The sequence below is a fragment of the Orbus sasakiae genome, assembly GCF_039542345.1.
In the GTDB taxonomy this organism is placed as follows: domain Bacteria; phylum Pseudomonadota; class Gammaproteobacteria; order Enterobacterales; family Orbaceae; genus Orbus; species Orbus sasakiae.
The window spans coordinates 1,086,012-1,106,840 of sequence record NZ_BAABHY010000001.1 but is presented as its reverse complement, the minus strand read 5'-3'; the positions used below and the strand labels follow the sequence as shown (position 1 = coordinate 1,106,840).

The following is a 20,829-nucleotide window of genomic DNA, read 5'->3' as shown; positions in this document are numbered from 1 at the left end:
TAACTATTAAGCTTGGCTTATTGATAATTTTTTCTTAGGTTTACCGATATTTTTGGTATCCCGATGACGTAATTTTTTCTTTTTAGCCTCTTGTAGTTTTTCAGCTTTTTTTGCTTTTGCTTTATCCGATAGCTTTTTCTTTTTAGCAACGGACGGTGCTTTTGATTTAGGTCTTAATGCTTCAACCACTCTTAATTTAATCGGTTCTTTAATGTAGCGTTCTATTTTTTTCAACAGATCATAATCATGAGCTTCAACAAGTGAAATTGCCGTTCCTTTTTTACCAGCTCGGGCTGTTCGACCAATACGGTGAAGATAGACATCTGCTGTTTTTGGCATATCAAAGTTAAATACATGACTGATATCATCAAAATCGAGTCCACGTGAGGCTACATCGGTTGCAACCAATATATTCACGGTATTGTTTGACATGCGAATAATGGCTTCATTACGTTTTGCCTGAACCATTTCACCTTCTAAATAGCAAGTGCGAATTTTTGCTTCATTTAACCAGCTAACTAATTCATGAACGCGTTCACGTTTACGAACAAAAACAATACTTTTGGTGACGTCAGGTTGTTTTAATAGTTCAATTAATAAGGCTGTTTTATGTTTAATGTCATCAGCACGATAGTAAAACTGTAAGATTTTTTTACGTTCTTTGCGTGATGGCTCAGCATTGATCTCCTCTGGTTCATGTAAAATACGTTTAGCAAAATCATACAGACCGTCACCCTCAAGTGTCGCTGAGAATAATAATGTCTGAGTACGCCAACGCGTTTCAGCAGAAATCGTTTCAACATCTTGTGCAAAGCCCATATCTAACATACGGTCTGCTTCATCAAGAATTAACATTTCAACCGCACGACAGTCAAAGTTCTCTTCTTTAATGTATTGTAATAAACGTCCCGTTGTGGCAATCACAATATCTTGATTTTTGCTAAATACTTCAGCATGATTCATATAGGCGACACCGCCTGTAATCGTTGCTGTACTCAATGTTGTAAATTGTGTCAGTAATTTAGTTTGCTCCGCAACTTGCATCGCTAGCTCTCGCGTGGGTGTCAAAATCAGTATGCGCGGCGGACCCGGCTTGCGTCTTGGAAAATCTAATAAGTGCTGAACAGCTGGAATTAAATAAGCTAACGTTTTCCCTGTTCCTGTTGGTGCAGATCCTAAAATATCTCGATTGTCGAGTGCACAAGGTATCGTTTTAGCTTGGATTGTTGTGGGCACCGTTATATTTTGTGTATTGAGTGCTTTTATAATTAGTTCATCTAAATCAAAAGATGAAAAATCATCATTAGTCATGTTACTTTCACAATTAAGAGTAAAGTCATCAGTGTAACATATTTGTTGAGTTTAGAAGATAGCAAATCGTTGATAAGGGCGTAATAAATATAATTTACTGACAAAACCAACGCAGACCTAACATATCCCGTTTTATAATAAATCAAATTTGCAATAGCTTGATTTTGATGATGGCGTTAATATACTTAATCGTCTACATTATTATAATAAATGCTTTAAATATAGGTAACTCAAAAGAATTATATAAATTTATGCAAAATAAAGCACTTTGGTATCACCAATTTGGTCAACCTAAAACAGTTTTACAATTAGAGTCATCGTTAATTCCACAAATTACTGATAGCGAATTATTGGTTAAAATGCATATGGCTCCCATTAATCCATCTGATTTAATTCCAATCACAGGAGCCTATTCTCACCGAATTACCTTACCATTAATTGCCGGTTATGAGGGGATTGGTACGGTGATCAAAGCGAATAATCCAACATTAATTGGCAAACGCGTATTACCGTTACGGACGAGTGGAACTTGGCAAAACTATGTTATTTGTGATGCTAATTGGGTCATTGAAGTGCCTGGATTTATTCGTGATGAACTGGCTTGTCGAGGTTATATTAATCCCTTAGCTGCCTATGTGATGCTCAATCAATGTGATCTTAAAGATAAAAAAATTATTATCACTGCAGCCGGTTCTTCTTGTGCCAATATTATTGCGCAATGGGCTTACCAATTAGGCGCAAAGCGTGTCGTAGGAATCTATCGTTCGGCAAAGCATATCAGTAAGTTAACGTCATTAGGTGTAATACCGATTGCTATCTCAGATTATCACTGTATTACACACTACGCTTTAGATTCACATTATGTATTTGATGCCGTCGGTGGTGATTTGGCGACTTTACTGCTTCAATCTTTAAGCCGAAATGCTAAATTTTTATCTTATGGTTTATTATCTGGCAAAATGTATCAAATTAAACCTGATAATATCTTACCTACACGCTTTCACCTGCGAGATTATTTAGCTGACGTAACAAAAGTGCAATGGCAAGATGACTTTAAACAGATATGGCAATGGCTCAATATTACACAACTAGCTGATATTCAGCATTTTCAGCTTACTGATTGGCGTAATGCATTGGATTATTTTGATATAGTAGGCCGTCAAACAAAGCCCGTATTAGTGATGGAAAATGAATAGTAGGTAAGATGGTGGGTTGTGGGGGGATCGAACCCACGACCAATTGATTAAGAGTCAACTGCTCTACCGACTGAGCTAACAACCCACTTACAACGTTTTATTATTTTACCTAAACTGGTATTTAAAATCAAACTTAAAGCAAAAATGCGCAATTTTTGGTAAAAAAGACTAAATGGCCTGCATTGATTTACGTTTTTATTTGTTATTTTATGCTTATGCGATTCAATTAACTGAATGACATTTATTATTACATTTTTGTCATTTTTTCTAAATTTATTAATATGATATCTTAAAACAAATTAACAAAATATACTTGCTATCTATACGCGAATATGCGTTAATAGTTGTCGCATATAACATGCATCTTTTTTATAACATTAGAAATCGAATATAAAAGATTAGTCGGTTGAATAGTTTTTACTTTATACCATCTCAGTGTTAAAAATGAGTTATGTGAGTTTATGTTAATGCGCATATTAGAAAATATGTTGTAGGTTTTATTATTTAGGAAAATGTTTAAAATGACAAAGAAAACTGGCCAAGTAAAATGGTTTAATGAAAATAAAGGTTTTGGATTTATCACTCCTGCAGATGGTAGTAAAGATGTGTTTGTACATTTTTCAGCTATTATGAATGACGGATTTAAAACATTAGCAGAAGGGCAAAACGTTGAGTTCGTTATCCAAGATAGCGCGCGTGGTCCTGCCGCTGCTGAAGTTAAAGTAATCTAATTATATTATTACTTTTATTCGTTGAAACCCGCTGTAATAAGCGGGTTTTTTTTATCCTATTTATTACGCCTAAATTCCCACGGCGCAACAGGCTTTTTACTTTGCCATAATCCCAGTCGCTTTTGTTTTGCTTGTGATTCTAACAAGACCATCGTTTGATTTGTTGCTTTATTTTTATATCGATATGCCCATGCATAGCCGTTTGATACCATTTTGGCATTAACATTTATTTTTTTGACATAAATTGTACCTAATGTACGTTGATAGATATCTTTTCCTTTATCCTTAACAAAGACCTGTTTGCCTACAATCAACGTCGCTAGAAACTGTCGAGATTTTTCACCATAGGGTTGTCCACGCTCTGGCGCATCAATATCAGCAAGTCGAATACGGATTTTTTTATTCTGAGCAATAAGTAAGTCTACCGTATCACCATCGATTACTTTAACAACGTTACCTGAAAAATCTGTATGAGCCCAGGAACTGAAAAGCAATAGTAGCAACAATAAATATTTTATCATGATAGTAAGTATTCTTCGGGTAAATAAATGATCCGATAAACTAGCATATTCGCATGTATTTAAACAATAAAATTGCGTATAATAGGCTCATTTATTGATGTTCCACGACTACCTGTAATACTGTTATCGGGTTTTTACAACAGGATTAACCATTAATGTATCTTATATCATTTCAAGAAGCTCAATTTGCGCATACTTTCGTTGATTATATGGCAACCAAAGGTGTCTCTTTACGGATTGAACTTGATAATGATGGAAATAGCCAATTATTTCTAAATGTCAAAGATAAAGATAAATTAGAACTGATTACAGAAGAACTAAAACATTTTGTTAAAGACCCATACAATAAACGTTATCTTGATGCCACTTGGCAACAAGGAGAACGTCATCATAGCGAAATAAAAAATAGCTCGCTAAAAGCGATTTTGCCACGTTTTGTTTCTGTGGGTCCAGTCACATTGGTGATAGCTTTAATTTGTGTCGTATTATATCTACTTTTACTCGTCGTTGGCCCTCGTGTCATTCTTGCGTATCTAGGCTATCCATTTTTTGAAAATAATGATCAGCTATGGCGTTATATTACCCCTATTTTTATTCATTTTTCCTTATTACATATCGTATTTAACCTAATGTGGTGGTGGTATTTAGGGGGTATGATTGAAAAATTGAGGGGAAAATTAAAACTTATTGAGATTATGTTTGTGTCTGGCATTTTATCCAATTATGCTGAAGCGAGTGTAAGCAGTCCTTATTTTGGTGGACTTTCAGGTGTTGTCTATGCACTCATGGGTTATGTTTGGTTATACGGTGAACGACTACCTTCGTCTGGATTGCGTTTTGACCGCACTATGATTGGTATTGCACTTATCTGGTTAGTTGCTGGTTTTATTGGTGTACTAGGCTCGATTGCGAATACAGCACATTTAATTGGTCTGATTGTCGGTTTATTACTCGCTGCTAAAGATATTTGGTTACTCAAAAAATAGTCGCTAATGGGGAGCAATAACTAATTGCTCACGACCCCGCGTGATATTTCCAATAAAAAGCTCAAGGTCAGCAAGCTTATCTTCTGTAATGGCAAATTGTAGTTTTGTGCCAAGAGCTTCAAAAGATTGTTGTTCAATAATCGCACCAGCTTCTTTCAGTCGATTTTCTAAAATAGGCCATTCGCTGTACAAGCAGGCAACATGACAATTGATGCGTAAAATGATTGGTGTGAGTTCAGCTTGTTGTAAACAGTGACTAGCACTGCCACCATAAGCACGCATTAACCCCCCTGTACCTAATTTAATCCCCCCAAAATAGCGGGTTACAACAATCAAGACTTGGTCACAATTTCGACCTTCAATCGCTGCTAAAATAGGGCGACCGGCTGTGCTTGTAGGCTCTCCGTCATCGTTAAAGCGATATTGGGCACCTAGTTTCCACGCCCAGCAGTTATGAGTTGCTGATGGATCACTTACTTCTTCAATTATCGCACTTGCTTGTTCAATCGTATTAATTGGCAATGCATGGGCAACGAACCGACTCTTTTTTATCTCTTCTGTAATACTGCACGGATTAATAAGTGTAAATGACATGCTATTTTCTGCTAAAATAATTAAACGGATTAATCATACTGAACATATATTAAATGTCTATTGATTTAGTGCAACTAAAACAGCAGCAAGTTGAATATGCCAAACGCATTATTTTACGTGATGAGTTCAACTTTACGATACCCAAATTAATCGGTGGTACTGATGTTGGTTTTGAAGATGGTGGACGAGTGACACGTGCAGCGATAGCGGTATTATCTTACCCTAATTTAGAGTTACTCGACTACCAACTCGTTAAAATGCCGACGACATTTCCTTATATTCCTGGGTATTTATCCTTTCGCGAGTATCCTGCACTTGTTGCTGCATGGCAGAAAATTACGCATAAACCAGAACTCCTTTTTGTTGATGGGCAAGGTACTGCCCATCCTAGAGGGCTAGGGATAGCTAGTCATTTAGGCTTATTACTTGATATACCTACGATTGGTGTAGCTAAAAAACGACTTTATGGGCAATATCAGCCACTTGCTGAACTGCCATTATCTAGTGAACCTTTATTAAATAAAGCGGCGAAAACACAAATTGGGTATGTATTACGCAGTAAAGCAAAATGCAATCCTCTGTTTGTTTCGGCGGGACACCGTATCAGTCAACTATCAGCACTCAACTGGGTTTTAACGTGTTTAAAAGGGTATCGATTACCTGAACCTACGCGGTTTGCTGATGCAATAGCATCAAATAAGCCGTTGTTTAAAAAATGGTTAACAAGTAAAGATAAATCATGACCACATTAGCCAAAAATGGTTTCACATTTAAGCGTTTTTTTATTGCTCACGATAAAAGCCCTATGAAGGTGACAACCGACAGCTGTTTACTTGGGGCATGGGCGCCAGTTTGCGCAAAAACTCACACAGTATTAGATATTGGTTGTGGGTGTGGGATTATTGGGCTGATGTTGGCTCAGCGTCTCGAACAACAGCAATATCAAGTTGATGCAATTGATATAGATCAAAATGCCGTTGAGCAATGCATCCAAAATATGCATAATTCACCTTTTAAACACCTAAATGCAGAGTGCATTGATGCCAAAAATTATCGATATGATCAACAAAATCACTATGATTTAATTGTCTCAAATCCGCCATATTTTGATGTCGCGGTCTCATGCCGTAATGAACAGCGACAACAAGCTCGTTATACACAAAGCCTTAATCATATTCAGCTAATTAGTGTTGCAAAACGATTATTAAAAGCGGAAGGCTTTTTTTGTGTTGTTTTACCTTTTGATTTGGCTCAACAATTTAGTCAGTTTTGTCTCGATAATCATCTTTATTTACATCGAGCTATGACGGTGAATTACTCACAAACATTACCGGCTTCGCTGAGTCTTTTGTGCTATGCAAAATACAAAACTGACAATCCTCTGATGCAGTCACTGTGTATGAGAGATCAAAATGGGATTTATACGATAGAATTTAGGCAGTTACTAAACGAATTTTATCTTTTTAATAAGCCTATTTATAAGACATAATTTGGATATATTACATTTATAAATAGGCCAATAATTACAAATTAGGAATGACATAAAAATATAAGATAGCCGTTATTGCCAATAGGATAATAACGATTGCATAGCATTTATCATGGATAAAACTAAAAGCGGTAAGTTGACGTTGTCGTCTGGCATAGAGATAAAAACCCAGACCAATTGCATACAAAATCATCGATAATAACAGATAAGATATCCCACCGGCATAGATTAACCAAATACCATAAATGGTTCCGGCAACGCCTATGATAATTAAGTAAGGCTTACGACTTTTCAATGCTAACTTAAAGACAAATGCAGCTGATAATAAGTAGGGGATAAGTACCATCGATGTCGATAGTTGAATTAAAGTATTATATCCAGATTGATAAAAATGCGCCAAAATAATCAAAACAGTAATAAAAATGGTGGTTAACCATAATGCATTATGTGGCGTACCTGCATGATTTAATTGGCCAAAACACTTTGGTACAGTGTGTTTTTCACCACGTCCTGCTAAATACAACATTTCAGCAGCAAGCATAATCCATGATAATAACCCGCCACTGACTGAAACGATTAATCCAATGTTGATTAATGTTGCACCCCAGCTACCGACGACTCGCTCAATCACTAATGCCATTGAGGGATTTTTCATTGCAGCAAGCTCAGCCTGAGGAACAATACCCAATGATAAAATTGACACGCAAACGAGTAATATGCTGGTGATTAAAAAACCTAAAAAGGTCGCTCGGCTGATACTGATAATACCTTTAGCTCGTGAGGCATAAACAGTGGCACTCTCAATACCCAAATAGACCCACACAGTATATAACATAGTATGTTCTATTTGCTGCATAATAGAGCCTAATTGTGGTGCTCCCCAAAAATCCAGTTTAAATGTGTCCAATTTAAAGGCTAAAATAATGCAGACAATAAATAAACCAATTGGGACAATTTTAGCCAATGTGACAAGGCAATTAAGTAAAAATGCAGTATAAATACCACTTAATACAAAAAAATGTACGATCCATAAAAAAATCAGTCCACCAATTACGGCAACCAATGTCGTTCCATCACCAAAAAAGTGCAAGCTGCTAAATGAACCTAATGCACTAAATAGAATGACCAGATAACTTGCACATGCCATCCATGCTGAAATCCAGTAGCCCCATGCAGCATTAAAGCCAATGTAATCACCAAATCCTTCCCGTACGTAACCATATAATCCGTCATTAATTTTATAAAATCGGATCGATAAATATTGAAATATACGGGTTAGCATCAACATACCAAACAGTGTTATTGCCCATGCGATAAGTATTGGGCCAGCGCCAGCACCTTCTGCCATATTTTGTGGCAAACTAAAAATACCACTGCCAACAATACCACCAACGACAAGCAGCGTTAGTGGCAACAGTCCAAGTTTTTTCCTAACGGGATTATTCATTATCAATTCTTATTAAATGATATATCAGTAATTAAAAACGTAGCGACATACAGCTTACGCCACCATCAATTTTACGATATTCAGATGTATCGACTTCAATCACATTATAGCCCAATGCCGCTATTTTTGACTTGGTTATAGGGTAGCCTGAAGGCATAATGACATTACCATTAACCCAGATACAGTTGGCTGCATAGCTTTCTTGTTGTGGAATCTCAATAATGTTAAGATGCTGAAATTCTGGTTTGGTGATAAATTCACCAGCTGCAAGTAAATTATTATTTTCTAAATAAGCTAAACCCGTTTTTAAATGTAAGACTTTTTCGAGTGTTACGATAGATCCAGTTAATCCATATTTTTCTAAAATGGTGATCATTTGATTGGCACCATCTTGATTCGTTCGTGCAGATAAACCAATATAGTAATGGCTACCAACCATCATAATATCACCCGCTTCAACAGTACCAGGCGCTGTGATTCGCTCTACCTTTTTAGGATAAAAACGCGTTACTGACTCTTCAATAATTTCTGTCTCTTGACGGCGGCTTTCAGCACCCGGTCGCGTGATAATGACACAATGGGGAGTACATAAAGCAGTATCTTCGACAAAAACAGAATCGGGAAATTTTTCATCGGGCGGTAAAATTGTAATATCAACATCGCATTGTTGTAATGCACGAATGTAATCATTATGTTGATCTAACGCTTTTTGATAATCGGGCTTACCTAAATTTGCTGAGGTTAATCCGTCAACAAGGGCTTTACAGGGTGTTCTTGCAATGATGTGTTTAAATCTAAGCATAATAAACCTTTTTAATATTTATGTTGTTTTTTTGAATAATAATTCATTTTGAGCATAAATCAAGAAAAAAAATGACTTTTTATTCATTTGGTGAATATTGAAGCAGCTCATAAAATCAGCGCAATAAAAAGCCCACATATTAGTGGGCTTTGAGATATCGGATTAATGTTTATCCGGTAGGGCGTAAGCAATCACGTAATCTCCTCGTTCTGGAGATTGTCGAGCCCCCCCAGCAGAAATCACAATATATTGTTTACCGGTTTTAGGTGAAATATAAGTCATTGGTGTACCTTGACTACCAACGGGTAAACGTGCCTTCCAAATTTCTTCGCCTGTTGCACTATCAAAAGCTCTTAAATAAAAGTCTTGTGTCGCAGCAAAAAAAACTAAACCAGATTTTGTTGTCATTGGACCCCCAATTGTTGGCATTCCAATCGGGATTGGCATATGCATAGCGATACCAAATACACCTGTATCCATAACCGTACCCAGTGGTTTTTGCCATACAATTTGTTTTGATTTCAAATCAATAGCGGTCATTGTACCATAAGGTGGTTTTTGGCATGGGACACCAACAGGAGACATAAAACGAAGTCGCATTGCACCAAATGGTGTACCAGTTTGTGGCACGATTCCCATTTCAATCCCACTCGCATTAGCCGGAATATCTGCTCGCGGAATCATCCAGTTGGTAAGACCAATACGCATATCATTGACATACATAATATTTGTCTGAGGATCGACTGCAACACTTCCCCAGTTCATCCCCCCTAAAGAACCAGGATATTGCAATGTTTTACTCATGCCAGGAGGGGTAAATAACCCTTGATATTCCGAACCGACAAAATCAATACGACATAACAGTTGATCAAAGGGGGTAGCTCCCCACATATCTGCTTCGGTTAAGGTTTCATTACCTATTGATGGCATTTCAACAGAAAATGGTTGGGTTGGGGCATAATATTCACCTTTAACATCACCTTGTGGAACCGGACGTTCTTCGACTTTTGCAAGTGGGGTTCCGGTTGCTCTATCTAACATAAAGATTTCACCTGATTTGGTGGTCTGTATAATCGCTTTTTGCACACCACCATTACCATCAGGTATGTCATAAAGTAGCGGTTGAGCCGGCAAATCATAGTCCCATAAATCATGGTGCGCTGTTCTAAATGACCAACGTATTTGGCCTGTTTTACGGTCTAAAGCGACAATCGATGAGTTATATTCATCATCATATTTGGTACGCAGGCCACCGAAAAAGTCTGGTGTAGCGTTACCTGTTGGGGCATAAATTAAATCTAAATCCGGGTCGTAGGCCATCGTAGTCCAAACGTTTACCGTACCACGGGTATATGTTTCACCTGGTGGTGGAACATCGGTAATACTTGGATTACCTGGATCCCATGCCCAGACTAATTGACCTGTATGAACGTCAAATGCACGAATGACACCACCAGGCTCACCAACTGAAAAATTATCCGCAACACGACCACCAACAACAATGACATCATCGGCAACGAGGGGCGCGGATGTAATGGTGTAATAGCCAGGAGGGATGTCACCCATATTCTTTTTCAAATCAACGATCCCATTATCACCAAACGTATCACATAATTGACCTGTTTGTGCATCAATGGCCACTAATCTTGCATCAAGTGTGTTCATAATAATACGACTTGAACAAGCCGAAGTTAGTGTTGCGTTAGGCGTAAGCTCAATAGGCTCTGATGGCTTTTGATTGCTGGAATCAGCATGGTATGCTAAACCTCGGCAACGTTGCCAGTTTGGTACTGAAGTTTTAGGATCATAAGTCCATTTTTCAGTCCCAGCATCAGCATCAATTGCAATGACAACATTATTTGCGGTACATAAGTATACTGTATCATTAATTTGTAATGGGGTATTTTGATCTTCAGCACCTGAACCATTACTTTGTGGGAAATAACCAGTACGGTAGGTCCAAGCAACTTCCAACTGATTAATATTCTCTTTGGTGATTTGGTCAGCGCCAGAGAATCGTGTGCCCTTTGTGGTATTGGCATATTGTTGCCAATCAGTCGGTGCATCTTTTGCTGCTAGTGTATTTTTTTGGACTTGAATTGAATTGTAAATGGTATTATGTTCAGTAAACATCAGCCCTAATGCAATCACCAAACAGACGGCTATGATGCCGCCAAGTTTATAACCACCCGACGATTTTTCACGTCGTTTTGCTAAAATGAGTGCAGGATATGCAAACGCAACGAGCATTGCAAAGCCACCAAACACGGCTAAACGTGAAAATAATGGCCAAAATTGCAGACCCACTTCGATTAATGCCCAGATAATTGTTAATGCATAAGCGATACCATAAACGACAGCACCGATGGGTTTGAACATGAAAAGGGTGATTGATGAAAATAGCATAGCAATGCCCATTAGAGCAAAATACCAGCTACCGCCGACCATGATCAGCCGAATACCATTAATAAATAAAAATGCTCCACTTGCCAGCAATATCAATGCAACCAGCCAAATGAAATACTTGCTAAAACCTGTCGGTTTATTTTGTATACTCATTCTTAATTCCTTACTTTCTATGTGGTTTATATTTTGAGATAAGCCTATGGCATTATCTGTTTTTATAGTGCGCTTTAAACACAATAAAAGCTAATAAAAATAACCTATCGAAGTATTAGGAAAAATGACAATATCATTGCCATAATAGCGTGTATTGATAGACGTTATAACACGGTTAGAAAAAAGGGCACAGACGTGCCCTTGATAATTTATGAAAAATTAGTGTCCAGCAAAATCAACCAACGTAAAGCAATTGACACCCATATCCGTTAATTTTTGTTTACCACCAAGATCAGGTAAATCAATCACAAACGCCGCATCTTCAACAATTCCACCGGCTTTGCGAATTAAATTTGCTGTCGCCGTTACCGTACCACCGGTCGCAAGAAGATCATCAACGATTAACACTCGCTCACCAGAATTAATCGCATCGGTATGAATTTCTAACGCATCAGTACCATATTCAAGTTGGTACTCTTCTTTAAACACATGACGTGGTAATTTGTGCGGTTTTCTTACCGGAATAAATCCGACACCCAGTGCTAAAGCAATTGGCGCTGCAAAAATAAAGCCTCGCGCTTCAGTACCAACAACCTTATCTATCTTTTTACCTTGATAGTGTTCAACAAGTAATTCAATTGTGGTTTTAAAGGCCATTGGATTTTCTAACAAACTGGTGATATCACGAAATAGTATGCCTTCCTTTGGATAATTAGGAATAGTGATAATACTATTTTTAATAAGATCTAATTGAGCTTGTTTATCTGACATCGCTGATTTCCTTATTGACGTACGATACATTTACTACAAATATAGCCTAGTATAGCACCAATTATTGCTGGTGTGATCCATCCTAATCCTTGCAGGTAAAGTGGCACATACATCACACATAAATCATTGACAGACCAAACTGCTTTAGCGAGCGCTGGCATATAATCATACAGCATTGAACCCGGCAACATGACGGCATTTAATTCGAATAGAATACTGGTTAATAATGTTAAATAAATTGCCCCAGCATAAACTAATTTGCTCCCATTAAAGAGTTGATGTGCAAAAGTCAATACGATGAAAATGATCGTGACCGGGTAAATAATCGATAAAACCGGCACAGAAAATGAAATTAATGTGGTTAAGCCAACATTTGCAAATAACGCACTTACAATCGAGAAAATAACGGCATACTGACGATAAGACAATTTTGGAAAGATTGAGACTAAATAATTAGCGCAAGCATGTGTTAAGCCAATATTTGTCGTCATACATGCAACGGTAACCATTAGACCTAGAATTAAGTTACCCCATGTACCAAAGTAGTAAGTTGACACTCGGGCTAATACTTGCCCACCATTTTCAAGTACGCCTAATGTGGTGACACTTGTTGCGCCCATGTAGGCTAAAGAAACATAGAAAAAGGCTAAAATAATACCGGCAATTAAACTTGCTTTAAAGCAAGCAATAACAATTTTACTTTTATCTTTTATGCCAAAACTGATGATACCCTGCACAACAATAATACCAAATACTAATGAGGCTAATGTGTCCATTGTTAAATAGCCTTCAGAAAATCCCGTGAAGAAGGGCAAGTTTTGATACTCTGCGGTAATAGGCGGTAGTGATTGGCCCATAGGGAAGATTAAAGCGGCTAAAATTAAAATCAGGATAAAAGTAATTTTTACAGGGGTTAAAAATTTACCAACAATATCGATAAATTTATGCGGGTTTAATGATAATAAACAGCAAAAACCATAAAAACCAACAGAAAAAAGAGCTAAGCAAACAGTATTATATTTTTCATCGACAAACGGTTTAATACCGATTTCATAAGAAACACTTCCCGTTCTTGGCATTGCGAATAAAGGCCCAATTGTCAGATAGAGAGTTGTTGCAAAGATAAGTCCAAACACGATTCCGCAGCGTTGAGCAATTTTTAGAAAATCTTTCTCACCTGAGAACCCCATCGCCATGACGCCAAGCAAGGGCATAATGACACCTGTTACAACAAAACCTAAAGAAGCTAGACTAAAATGGTTACCAGACAATTGCCCTAACATAACCGGAAAGATAAGATTACCCGCACCAAAAAACAGTGCAAATAGAGTGATACCAATAAGAATAATACGCATAATATAAAATTGATTAATAGAAAAGTTTGGGATTATAGCGTAAAAATTACGTTATACACATAAATAAAATTTTATTTTATGTTAAGTAATTAAAAGATGAGTCATTATTGCTGCATTTTTCGCTAGACAACAAAAATACAGATAATCAATAATGTCAGTCTATTTTGACGATAACGATAAAAAGAAGGGTTTATGAAAAAGGTCTTATTGATTTTAGTGTTGCTGTTAACCGCTCAATCACTTTCTGCTAGAACATTTGAACAAATACAATCATCAGGGATGTTACGTATTGGGGTGCCTGCCGATTATGCACCATTGGCGTATTTTGATAATAATAAATTGGTCGGTTTTGATATTGATCTAGCAAAAGATTTAGCGCATTCATTAAATGTTGTCCCAGTATTTGTTATCAGCAGTTGGCCCACATTATCTCAAGATCTTGCCGATGATAAGTTTGATATTGCGATGGGCGGTGTCACCTATACCACGGCAAGGGCTGAGCAATTTTTATTATCAAAGCAAATTGTTCCCAATGGGAAAATTGCTTTAGCCAGTTGTGCGTCAGCCCCGAAACTAGTTGATCTTCAACACATTAATCAAGCTGAGGTTAAAGTCGTGGTTAATCCTGGTGGGACGAATGAAAGTTTTGTCAACCGCTATATTGATACAGCCCAAGTGATTCGTGTTAAAAATAATATTGATAATCTACAAGCGCTAAGGGATAAAACCGCGGATATGATGGTCACCGATTTAATTGAAGGTTATCACTATGCTTATACAGAACCTGGTGTTTTATGTATGGCGACCACCACACCATTTACTGGTACCAAAAGTTACAAAGCGTATATGATGCAGAAACAAAATGATGAATTATTAATTTTTGTCGATAATTGGCTTGCACATGCAGATATTGAAAATGTTGCTAAACGATGGGGTGTTCATACATCTAATGATTAAATGATCAGTTAAAGTTATTCAAATCTCACGTTAGTCACGATGACTAACGTGTTCCATGATAAAGTCAATTTCAAAAAAATCAGTGTATATTTTTACAAATTTTTACAATATTCTACAAATATCTAACAGATAATCTTTTTTATCGTGCAAACTGCCTAAAACAACACAGTTATAATCAATAAAAGGAATGATGGCATGAAGATCAAATATACCCTTACTGTCTTAGGCTTATCTTGTTTGGCTTTGTTTGCACAAGCAAAAACATTACCAAGCCAAGTCACCGTAAAAACAGAATTAGCATCGCCCGTTGTCTTAGTCGATGAAGCTCAGCCCAATTATTTAAAAGTATCATTAATTGGCGATCCCATTAAAAATCAAACACGCGTGCCCATTAATTTAGCATTAGTGATTGATCGTTCGGGTTCAATGTCTGGTGACCGTATTGAGAAAGCGCGTCAAGCCGCCATCATGGCGATCAATATGCTGAATCAAGATGATATGGTTTCAGTTATTGCTTATGATAGCGATGCTAAGGTGGTGATTCCGGCGACTAAAGTCGTGAACAAAACGCAACTCATTACAATAATCAACCAAAAAATACAGGCTAATGGCATGACGGCATTATTTGCTGGTTTAAGCAAAGGTATTAATCAAGTCGATAAATACTTAGATAAAAGTAAAGTGAATCGCATTATTTTACTTTCAGATGGTCAAGCTAATGTTGGACCGACCTCGGTCAACGAGCTTGCTGAATTAGCGAAAATTGCAGCGAGTAAAGGCATTGCCGTTACGACTATTGGTTTAGGTGATGATTACAATGAAAAATTAATGGCAAGCATTGCCAGTTATAGTGATGGAAACCACGCATTCGTCGAGAAATCAGCTGATTTAGAAGCTGTTTTTGTGAATGAATTTAAAGATGTTATGTCTGTGGTTGCACAAGAGGTTACCGTAACCATTACTTTACATGACGGGGTCACTCCAATTCGCTTATTGGGGCGTGACGGAAATATTGACAATAATACCGTTACCGTCAAAATGAATCAGCTATATGCTAATCAAGAAAAGTATGTCCTGTTAGAAATCGTGTCTGATGAAGAGGCTAGTGAACAACAAAAAACCATTGCTGATGTCACCGTTAATTATGAGGATTTGGTCAACCAGCAGGCGATTAACTATGAAGACTATATTATATTGACTTATACAGACCAAGAAGACGACGTTAAACAAAATATTGTTGAAGCCGTGTTGGCTGAGTCTGAAATCCAAAAAGTCACGCTTGAAAACGAAAAAGCGTTACAACTTTATAATCAAGGCAATATTACTGAAGCTAAAGAATTGATTATTGAGAATGCGAATAAATTGAAAGTACTAACCAGTAGTTTTGCATCACCAGAAGCGTCAAATCGAGCTTTAGAACAAGCTGAAAAAAATCAAATCATGGCAGACAGTATTGATGAAGATAGTTCGGATGTGTATATGAAAAAAGCCACTGAATTCCAATTTGATTCAAGACAAAGTACGATAAAACAAAAATAATGTTATGATTGCATAAAACCACATCACACATTGTTAACGACGATGGATCATCGATTTTACCTTAAAGGTTTCAGTATTCAGTGTGAAACCTTTTTATGATCACAGGATATTTCATATATAGTTATGAGCAAAATGAAAATAGATAAAAAACGATTATTTTTTATAGTGAGTGCATTAGTTATTATTACTTTTGTCATTTTGCTTGGTGCGAGGGCGATTAAGCATGAAGTCTTATCACGGCAATATCAAAGCAGTCAGTTTGCACAAAGCCGTGTTAATACGATCAGTTTAATGGTACAAACGCTGTTAGAACAAAAAGCGGTACATATTCAGGCAATCAGCCGCTTTATTCAGCCTGAGAAACCAAATTTTAACCACTTATTAGACAATGATATTGATATTAAAAATGTTTTTGTTATTGATGGTAAAGATGAGGTATATACGTCAAATTCGACTCAAACTAATACATCTTGGCAATCTCTTGTGGGGATGATTGCACAAGATCCATCTGTACTATTTGCTCATTACATTGATTCAGAGCAAGCAAAACCGAAATCAGGCTGGTATATGAGCTATGATAATAACGGCCCGGTATTAATTTATTGGCTTTATAATCAAAACCAATTAATGGGATTTCAGCTTAATTACATTAAATTATTACTTGATTTAACCTTAGAACTTGATGATCATCATTTAGTTGATCACTTTGTGATTATCGATAACGGTCAATTGATTTATCAGAATTCACCTGAACAAGTGCTTGATGACCAATCACTTCAGTCAATATCATTACTTTTAAACTATCCCTTAAAAAATTGGCAGATAGAATATTACTTTCAAGATCAAAATAATACCATCCTTTATTTGTTAGGTATTGTCGTACTTACTGTGTTAGTTGGATTTATTATCGTTATTTTTGTCTATAGCTACCTTGAATACACACGAACATTGAGACTTGCTCGTCAGCAAGTTAGTTTTGTTGGTCAAGTCTCTCATGAATTTAAGACCCCCTTAACGAATATCACATTGTATTCTGAAATGCTTAAAGAGCGTTTAGTTGATGAAGCGGAACCTGTTCCACAATATATTGATGTTATTACCCAAGAAAGTCAGCGATTAACCCGATTGATTCAAAATGTACTCAATTTTACAAAATCAGCAAAGTTAACGATCAAAAAAATTCATCTTAATGTATTGTTAAATAAAAACTGCCTAATTTTTGAACCTATTTTAGCTAAAAAATCAATGAAATTACATTTCAACCCTTATGTTGGTGATGATACGATTGTGACAGATGAAGATAAACTAATCCAAATTATTAACAACTTACTCAGTAATGCAGAAAAATATGCAGCAAAAGGTCAACGTGTGGATTTATCAATTGATCGTCAAAACTCACATTTTATGATTTCTATTCGTGATTATGGTGAGGGTATTGCTAACCATGCATTATCAATGATTTTTAAACCTTTTTATCGATTAAATAATTCATTAACTGAAGGGGTATCAGGGACTGGCATTGGACTTACCATCGCTAAACAATTGGCGATTCAGTTACAAGGTGATATTACCGTCAAAAATAGGAATCCAGGGGCTCAGTTTACATTAATGTTGCCAATCCATCAGGACATAAAGGAATAATATAAAATGAAAATTTTAATTGCAGAAGATGATTATAATATCAGACGGGGTTTAGTCGATGTATTAAGCCATGAAGGTTATGACGTGATTGAAGCTGAAAATGGCCAGCATGCTATTGAACAGTTTAAACAGTTTTCCCCTGATTTTGTCATTCTTGATATTATGATGCCAATGCAAGATGGATATAGCGTATGTCGTGAAATACGTAAACAAAATGAACAGATTCCCATCCTCTTTTTATCGGCAAAAGATGAAGAAATTGATCGCGTGGTTGGCCTTGAACTTGGTGCCGACGATTATATGACAAAACCCTTTGGTATTCACGAGCTAAGAGCTAGAATTAAAGCCATAGCTAAACGTTGCCTACACAATCAACGCAGTCCAATAGATGATAATTCTTTTGCCTTTGGTGACTTAATCATTTATCCCAAAGAGTTAAAAGCCAAAAGGGCGGATGTTGAAATCGAATTAACACTACGAGAAATCAAAATCATCAGCTGCTTTTATCAACATAAAAACCAAGTGGTAACACGTGATATGCTATTTGATTATGCTTGGGGATATGATTACCTACCTAATAGTCGAACCTTGGATCAACACATCTCGAAATTACGTAAAGCCATTGAATGGGATCCAACCGAACCAGCAATGATTAAGACCGTGCATGGCGCAGGCTATCGTTACAGTTAGTGGCGTCATTAAAAGAATGTCACTTGATTTTTACCATTGACATAGTATGCTTGCTACTTGTTTAGCAAGCTGTTGATATTAAGATGAATGCTTATTTATTTCTTTTTTTAGCAATTATTTGTGAGGTGATTGCTACCTCATCATTAAAGTTATCAAATGGTTTTACGCAGTTAGGTTTTACCATTATTACTATTGTTGGTTATAGTGCGTCATTCTATTTACTTTCACTTACCTTAAAAACCATGCATGTGGGCATTGCATATGCCATTTGGTCCGGCATCGGGATTGTGCTAGTCAGTTTAATTGCGTGGTTTTTTTTCAAGCAAAGTTTAGATTTAGCGGCTTTAATTGGGATGGGATTAATTATGGCTGGCGTGGTCGTTATTAATGTATTTTCGAAAGTAGCAGGGCACTAAATTTAAATTATCATAAAAAATAAAGGGCTTTAGTTAGCCCTTTACTCAAAATCCAACATGTTATGTCTTACATTTTTTCGACCGTTTTAATGCCTAGCATATCCAAACCGGTTTGAAGTGTTCGGGCAGTTAATGCGGCAAGTTTTAAACGACTCAGTTTTTGCGGTTCGTTTTCAGCACTTAAAATTGGGCAATGTTCATAGAAACTCGAAAATAGCGTTGCTATATCATATAAGTAATTACATAAAACATGTGGCAATCCGTCACTCGCAACCGTTGTGATCGTTTCATCAAATTGGCATAAGCGTAAGGCTAAAGCACGTTCTTTTTCATGCTCAATTGTAATATGACCACTTAATGCTTGGTCAATACTCAGTTCAGCCTTTCTAAACACTGATAAAACACGCGTGTAAGCATATTGTAAATAAGGTGCCGTATTCCCTTCAAACGATAGCATATTATCCCAATCAAACACATAATCGGTCGAACGGTTTTTGGATAAATCTGCGTATTTAACTGCTCCAATTGCAACAGCATCGACTACATCAGCAAGCTCTTGTGCGGAAAGTGATGGATTTTTCGCTTTAATTAAATTCGTTGCGCGTTCAGTTGCCTCGTCTAATAAATCATTTAATTTAACGGTATCACCTGAACGTGTTTTAAATGGTTTACCATCTTTACCTAGCATCATACCAAACATATGATGCTCTAGTTGTAGGCTTTGTGGTATATAGTTTGCTTTGTGGGCAATTAGCCAAACTTGCTCTAAATGTTGGTGCTGTCTTGAATCGGTATAATATAAAATACGATCTGCATGTAATTGTTCATAGCGATATTTTACACTTGCAATATCGGTTGTTGCATATAAGTAGCCACCGTCGCGTTTTTGAATAATCACGCCCATTGGTTCGCCTTCTTTATTTTTATATTCATCTAAAAAGACCACTAAAGCACCATCACTTTCAACGGCAATCCCTTTTGCTTTTAGATCGGCAACAATTTGTGGCAACATCGCATTATAAATGCTTTCACCCATGGTATCTTCAAGTGACAATGTCACATTTAAGCGTTTGTATGTTGCAATATTTTGCGACATCGTGATATCAACAAGTTTACGCCACATGGTGCGGCAATATTCATCACCACCTTGTAATTTAACCACATAACCACGGGCCTTTTCAGCAAAAATCGCATCGTCATCATAATGCTGTTTAGCTGCACGGTAGAACGCTTCTAAATCAGCAAGCGCCATGTCATTGGCATTTTCATTTTGCATCTTTTCAAGATAGGCGATTAACATGCCAAATTGAGTTCCCCAATCCCCGACATGGTTAGCACGAATAACATGGTGACCTAAAAATTCTAATACACGTACACTCGCATCACCAATAATAGTTGAACGCAAGTGACCAACATGCATCTCTTTTGCTACGTTAGGAGCCGAATAATCAATTACCACATTTTGTATTTGGGTTGCTAAGGTTAAATTAAGTTTTTCATGTTGCAAGGCGAGCTCATTTTGAGTTGCAAGCCATTGTGCTTTTAGAAAAAGATTAATAAAACCAGGGCCTGCAATTTCAACTTTCTCAATATAATCATCAAGCGTTAAGTGCTGTATAACATTTTCAGCTAACTGACGTGGGTTCAATCCCATTTTTTTGGCAGCCGCCATAATACCGTTAGCTTGGTAATCACCAAACTGGACTTTAGCGGATTGTTTGACTAATGCATCACAATCCTCTGGAGCACCAACGGCTAACATAGCTTGTTTAATTTTGTCTGCTAATAAAATTTGAATATTCACTGAATTTACCTAAAACATTG

19 protein-coding genes and 1 tRNA gene are annotated in these 20,829 nt (G+C 36.8%); 10 read left to right on the top strand and 10 right to left on the bottom strand.

Annotation, left to right across the window (positions count from 1 at the left end):
- Nucleotides 1–6: 6 nt before the first annotated feature.
- Nucleotides 7–1,311, bottom strand: coding sequence for an ATP-dependent RNA helicase SrmB (srmB, locus tag ABEA36_RS04825; RefSeq protein ID WP_345489363.1), 1,305 nt, complete (start codon nt 1,309–1,311; stop codon nt 7–9).
- 251 nt (nt 1,312–1,562) lie between these two features.
- On the opposite strand from srmB, the gene ABEA36_RS04820 reads away from it, so the two are divergent.
- Nucleotides 1,563–2,507, top strand: coding sequence for a zinc-dependent alcohol dehydrogenase family protein (locus ABEA36_RS04820; protein WP_345489361.1), 945 nt, complete (start codon nt 1,563–1,565; stop codon nt 2,505–2,507).
- 9 nt (nt 2,508–2,516) lie between these two features.
- Here the strand turns inward: ABEA36_RS04820 and ABEA36_RS04815 are convergent.
- Nucleotides 2,517–2,592 (bottom strand) — tRNA-Lys (locus tag ABEA36_RS04815).
- A gap of 436 nt (nt 2,593–3,028) precedes the next feature.
- On the opposite strand from ABEA36_RS04815, the gene cspE reads away from it, so the two are divergent.
- Nucleotides 3,029–3,238: a transcription antiterminator/RNA stability regulator CspE gene (gene cspE, locus ABEA36_RS04810; protein ID WP_345489359.1), complete on the top strand. Its 210-nt coding sequence runs from the start codon at nt 3,029–3,031 to the stop codon at nt 3,236–3,238.
- A gap of 56 nt (nt 3,239–3,294) precedes the next feature.
- Here cspE and ABEA36_RS04805 read toward each other — a convergent pair whose 3' ends face one another.
- Nucleotides 3,295–3,759, bottom strand: coding sequence for a thermonuclease family protein (locus ABEA36_RS04805; protein ID WP_345489357.1), 465 nt, complete (start codon nt 3,757–3,759; stop codon nt 3,295–3,297).
- Nucleotides 3,760–3,914: 155 nt separating this feature from the next.
- Between ABEA36_RS04805 and glpG the strand changes: the two genes are divergently transcribed.
- On the top strand, nt 3,915–4,745 hold the full coding sequence (glpG, locus tag ABEA36_RS04800) for a rhomboid family intramembrane serine protease GlpG (RefSeq protein WP_345489355.1): 831 nt from the start codon (nt 3,915–3,917) through the stop codon (nt 4,743–4,745).
- Nucleotides 4,746–4,748: 3 nt separating this feature from the next.
- Here the strand turns inward: glpG and ABEA36_RS04795 are convergent, their stop codons facing one another.
- Nucleotides 4,749–5,339 (bottom strand): IMPACT family protein, encoded by a 591-nt coding sequence (locus tag ABEA36_RS04795; RefSeq protein WP_345489353.1) that lies wholly within the window; start codon nt 5,337–5,339, stop codon nt 4,749–4,751.
- Nucleotides 5,340–5,398: 59 nt separating this feature from the next.
- Between ABEA36_RS04795 and nfi the strand changes: the two genes are divergently transcribed.
- Both nfi and ABEA36_RS04785 read left to right on the top strand, forming a co-directional pair.
- A complete protein-coding gene (gene nfi, locus ABEA36_RS04790) occupies nt 5,399–6,082 on the top strand; it encodes a deoxyribonuclease V (RefSeq protein WP_345490865.1) in 684 nt (227 codons plus the stop codon).
- Nucleotides 6,079–6,828 carry a tRNA1(Val) (adenine(37)-N6)-methyltransferase gene (locus tag ABEA36_RS04785; RefSeq protein WP_345489351.1) on the top strand — a complete coding sequence of 250 codons (750 nt, stop codon included), beginning with the start codon at nt 6,079–6,081 and terminating at the stop codon, nt 6,826–6,828. Before nfi ends, ABEA36_RS04785 begins: the two co-directional genes overlap by 4 nt.
- Nucleotides 6,829–6,862: 34 nt before the next feature.
- On the opposite strand, the gene ABEA36_RS04780 is transcribed toward ABEA36_RS04785, so the two are convergent.
- From ABEA36_RS04780 to brnQ, 5 genes are all read right to left on the bottom strand, one after another.
- The gene (locus ABEA36_RS04780; RefSeq protein WP_345489349.1) at nt 6,863–8,275 is read right to left on the bottom strand and encodes a basic amino acid/polyamine antiporter; all 1,413 of its coding nucleotides are present in this window, start codon (nt 8,273–8,275) and stop codon (nt 6,863–6,865) included.
- Between the two features lie 31 nt (nt 8,276–8,306).
- On the bottom strand, nt 8,307–9,077 hold the full coding sequence (gene ddaH / locus ABEA36_RS04775; protein ID WP_345489347.1) for a dimethylargininase: 771 nt from the start codon (nt 9,075–9,077) through the stop codon (nt 8,307–8,309).
- Nucleotides 9,078–9,239: 162 nt separating this feature from the next.
- Nucleotides 9,240–11,636, bottom strand: coding sequence for a membrane-bound PQQ-dependent dehydrogenase, glucose/quinate/shikimate family (locus tag ABEA36_RS04770; RefSeq protein ID WP_345489345.1), 2,397 nt, complete (start codon nt 11,634–11,636; stop codon nt 9,240–9,242).
- Nucleotides 11,637–11,855: 219 nt separating this feature from the next.
- Nucleotides 11,856–12,407: an adenine phosphoribosyltransferase gene (gene apt / locus ABEA36_RS04765; RefSeq protein ID WP_345489343.1), complete on the bottom strand. Its 552-nt coding sequence runs from the start codon at nt 12,405–12,407 to the stop codon at nt 11,856–11,858.
- An 11-nt stretch (nt 12,408–12,418) separates the two neighbouring features.
- Nucleotides 12,419–13,762 carry a branched-chain amino acid transport system II carrier protein gene (gene brnQ, locus ABEA36_RS04760; protein WP_345489340.1) on the bottom strand — a complete coding sequence of 448 codons (1,344 nt, stop codon included), beginning with the start codon at nt 13,760–13,762 and terminating at the stop codon, nt 12,419–12,421.
- 192 nt (nt 13,763–13,954) lie between these two features.
- On the opposite strand from brnQ, the gene ABEA36_RS04755 reads away from it, so the two are divergent.
- The 5 genes from ABEA36_RS04755 (at nt 13,955) to ABEA36_RS04735 (ending at nt 19,005) form a co-directional block, all read left to right on the top strand.
- Nucleotides 13,955–14,719, top strand: a complete 765-nt coding sequence (locus ABEA36_RS04755) for a transporter substrate-binding domain-containing protein (RefSeq protein ID WP_345489338.1) — start codon at nt 13,955–13,957, stop codon at nt 14,717–14,719.
- A 195-nt stretch (nt 14,720–14,914) separates the two neighbouring features.
- Nucleotides 14,915–16,258 (top strand): vWA domain-containing protein, encoded by a 1,344-nt coding sequence (locus tag ABEA36_RS04750; RefSeq protein WP_345489336.1) that lies wholly within the window; start codon nt 14,915–14,917, stop codon nt 16,256–16,258.
- A gap of 132 nt (nt 16,259–16,390) precedes the next feature.
- Nucleotides 16,391–17,899, top strand: coding sequence for a sensor histidine kinase (locus ABEA36_RS04745; RefSeq protein ID WP_345489334.1), 1,509 nt, complete (start codon nt 16,391–16,393; stop codon nt 17,897–17,899).
- A 6-nt stretch (nt 17,900–17,905) separates the two neighbouring features.
- Complete coding sequence (locus tag ABEA36_RS04740; RefSeq protein ID WP_345489332.1) at nt 17,906–18,589, top strand: response regulator transcription factor; 684 nt, start codon at nt 17,906–17,908, stop codon at nt 18,587–18,589.
- Between the two features lie 83 nt (nt 18,590–18,672).
- The gene (locus tag ABEA36_RS04735) at nt 18,673–19,005 is read left to right on the top strand and encodes a DMT family transporter (protein WP_345489330.1); all 333 of its coding nucleotides are present in this window, start codon (nt 18,673–18,675) and stop codon (nt 19,003–19,005) included.
- Between the two features lie 67 nt (nt 19,006–19,072).
- Here ABEA36_RS04735 and argS read toward each other — a convergent pair whose 3' ends face one another.
- The gene (argS, locus tag ABEA36_RS04730) at nt 19,073–20,809 is read right to left on the bottom strand and encodes an arginine--tRNA ligase (RefSeq protein ID WP_345489328.1); all 1,737 of its coding nucleotides are present in this window, start codon (nt 20,807–20,809) and stop codon (nt 19,073–19,075) included.
- Between the last annotated feature and the right edge of the window lie 20 nt (nt 20,810–20,829).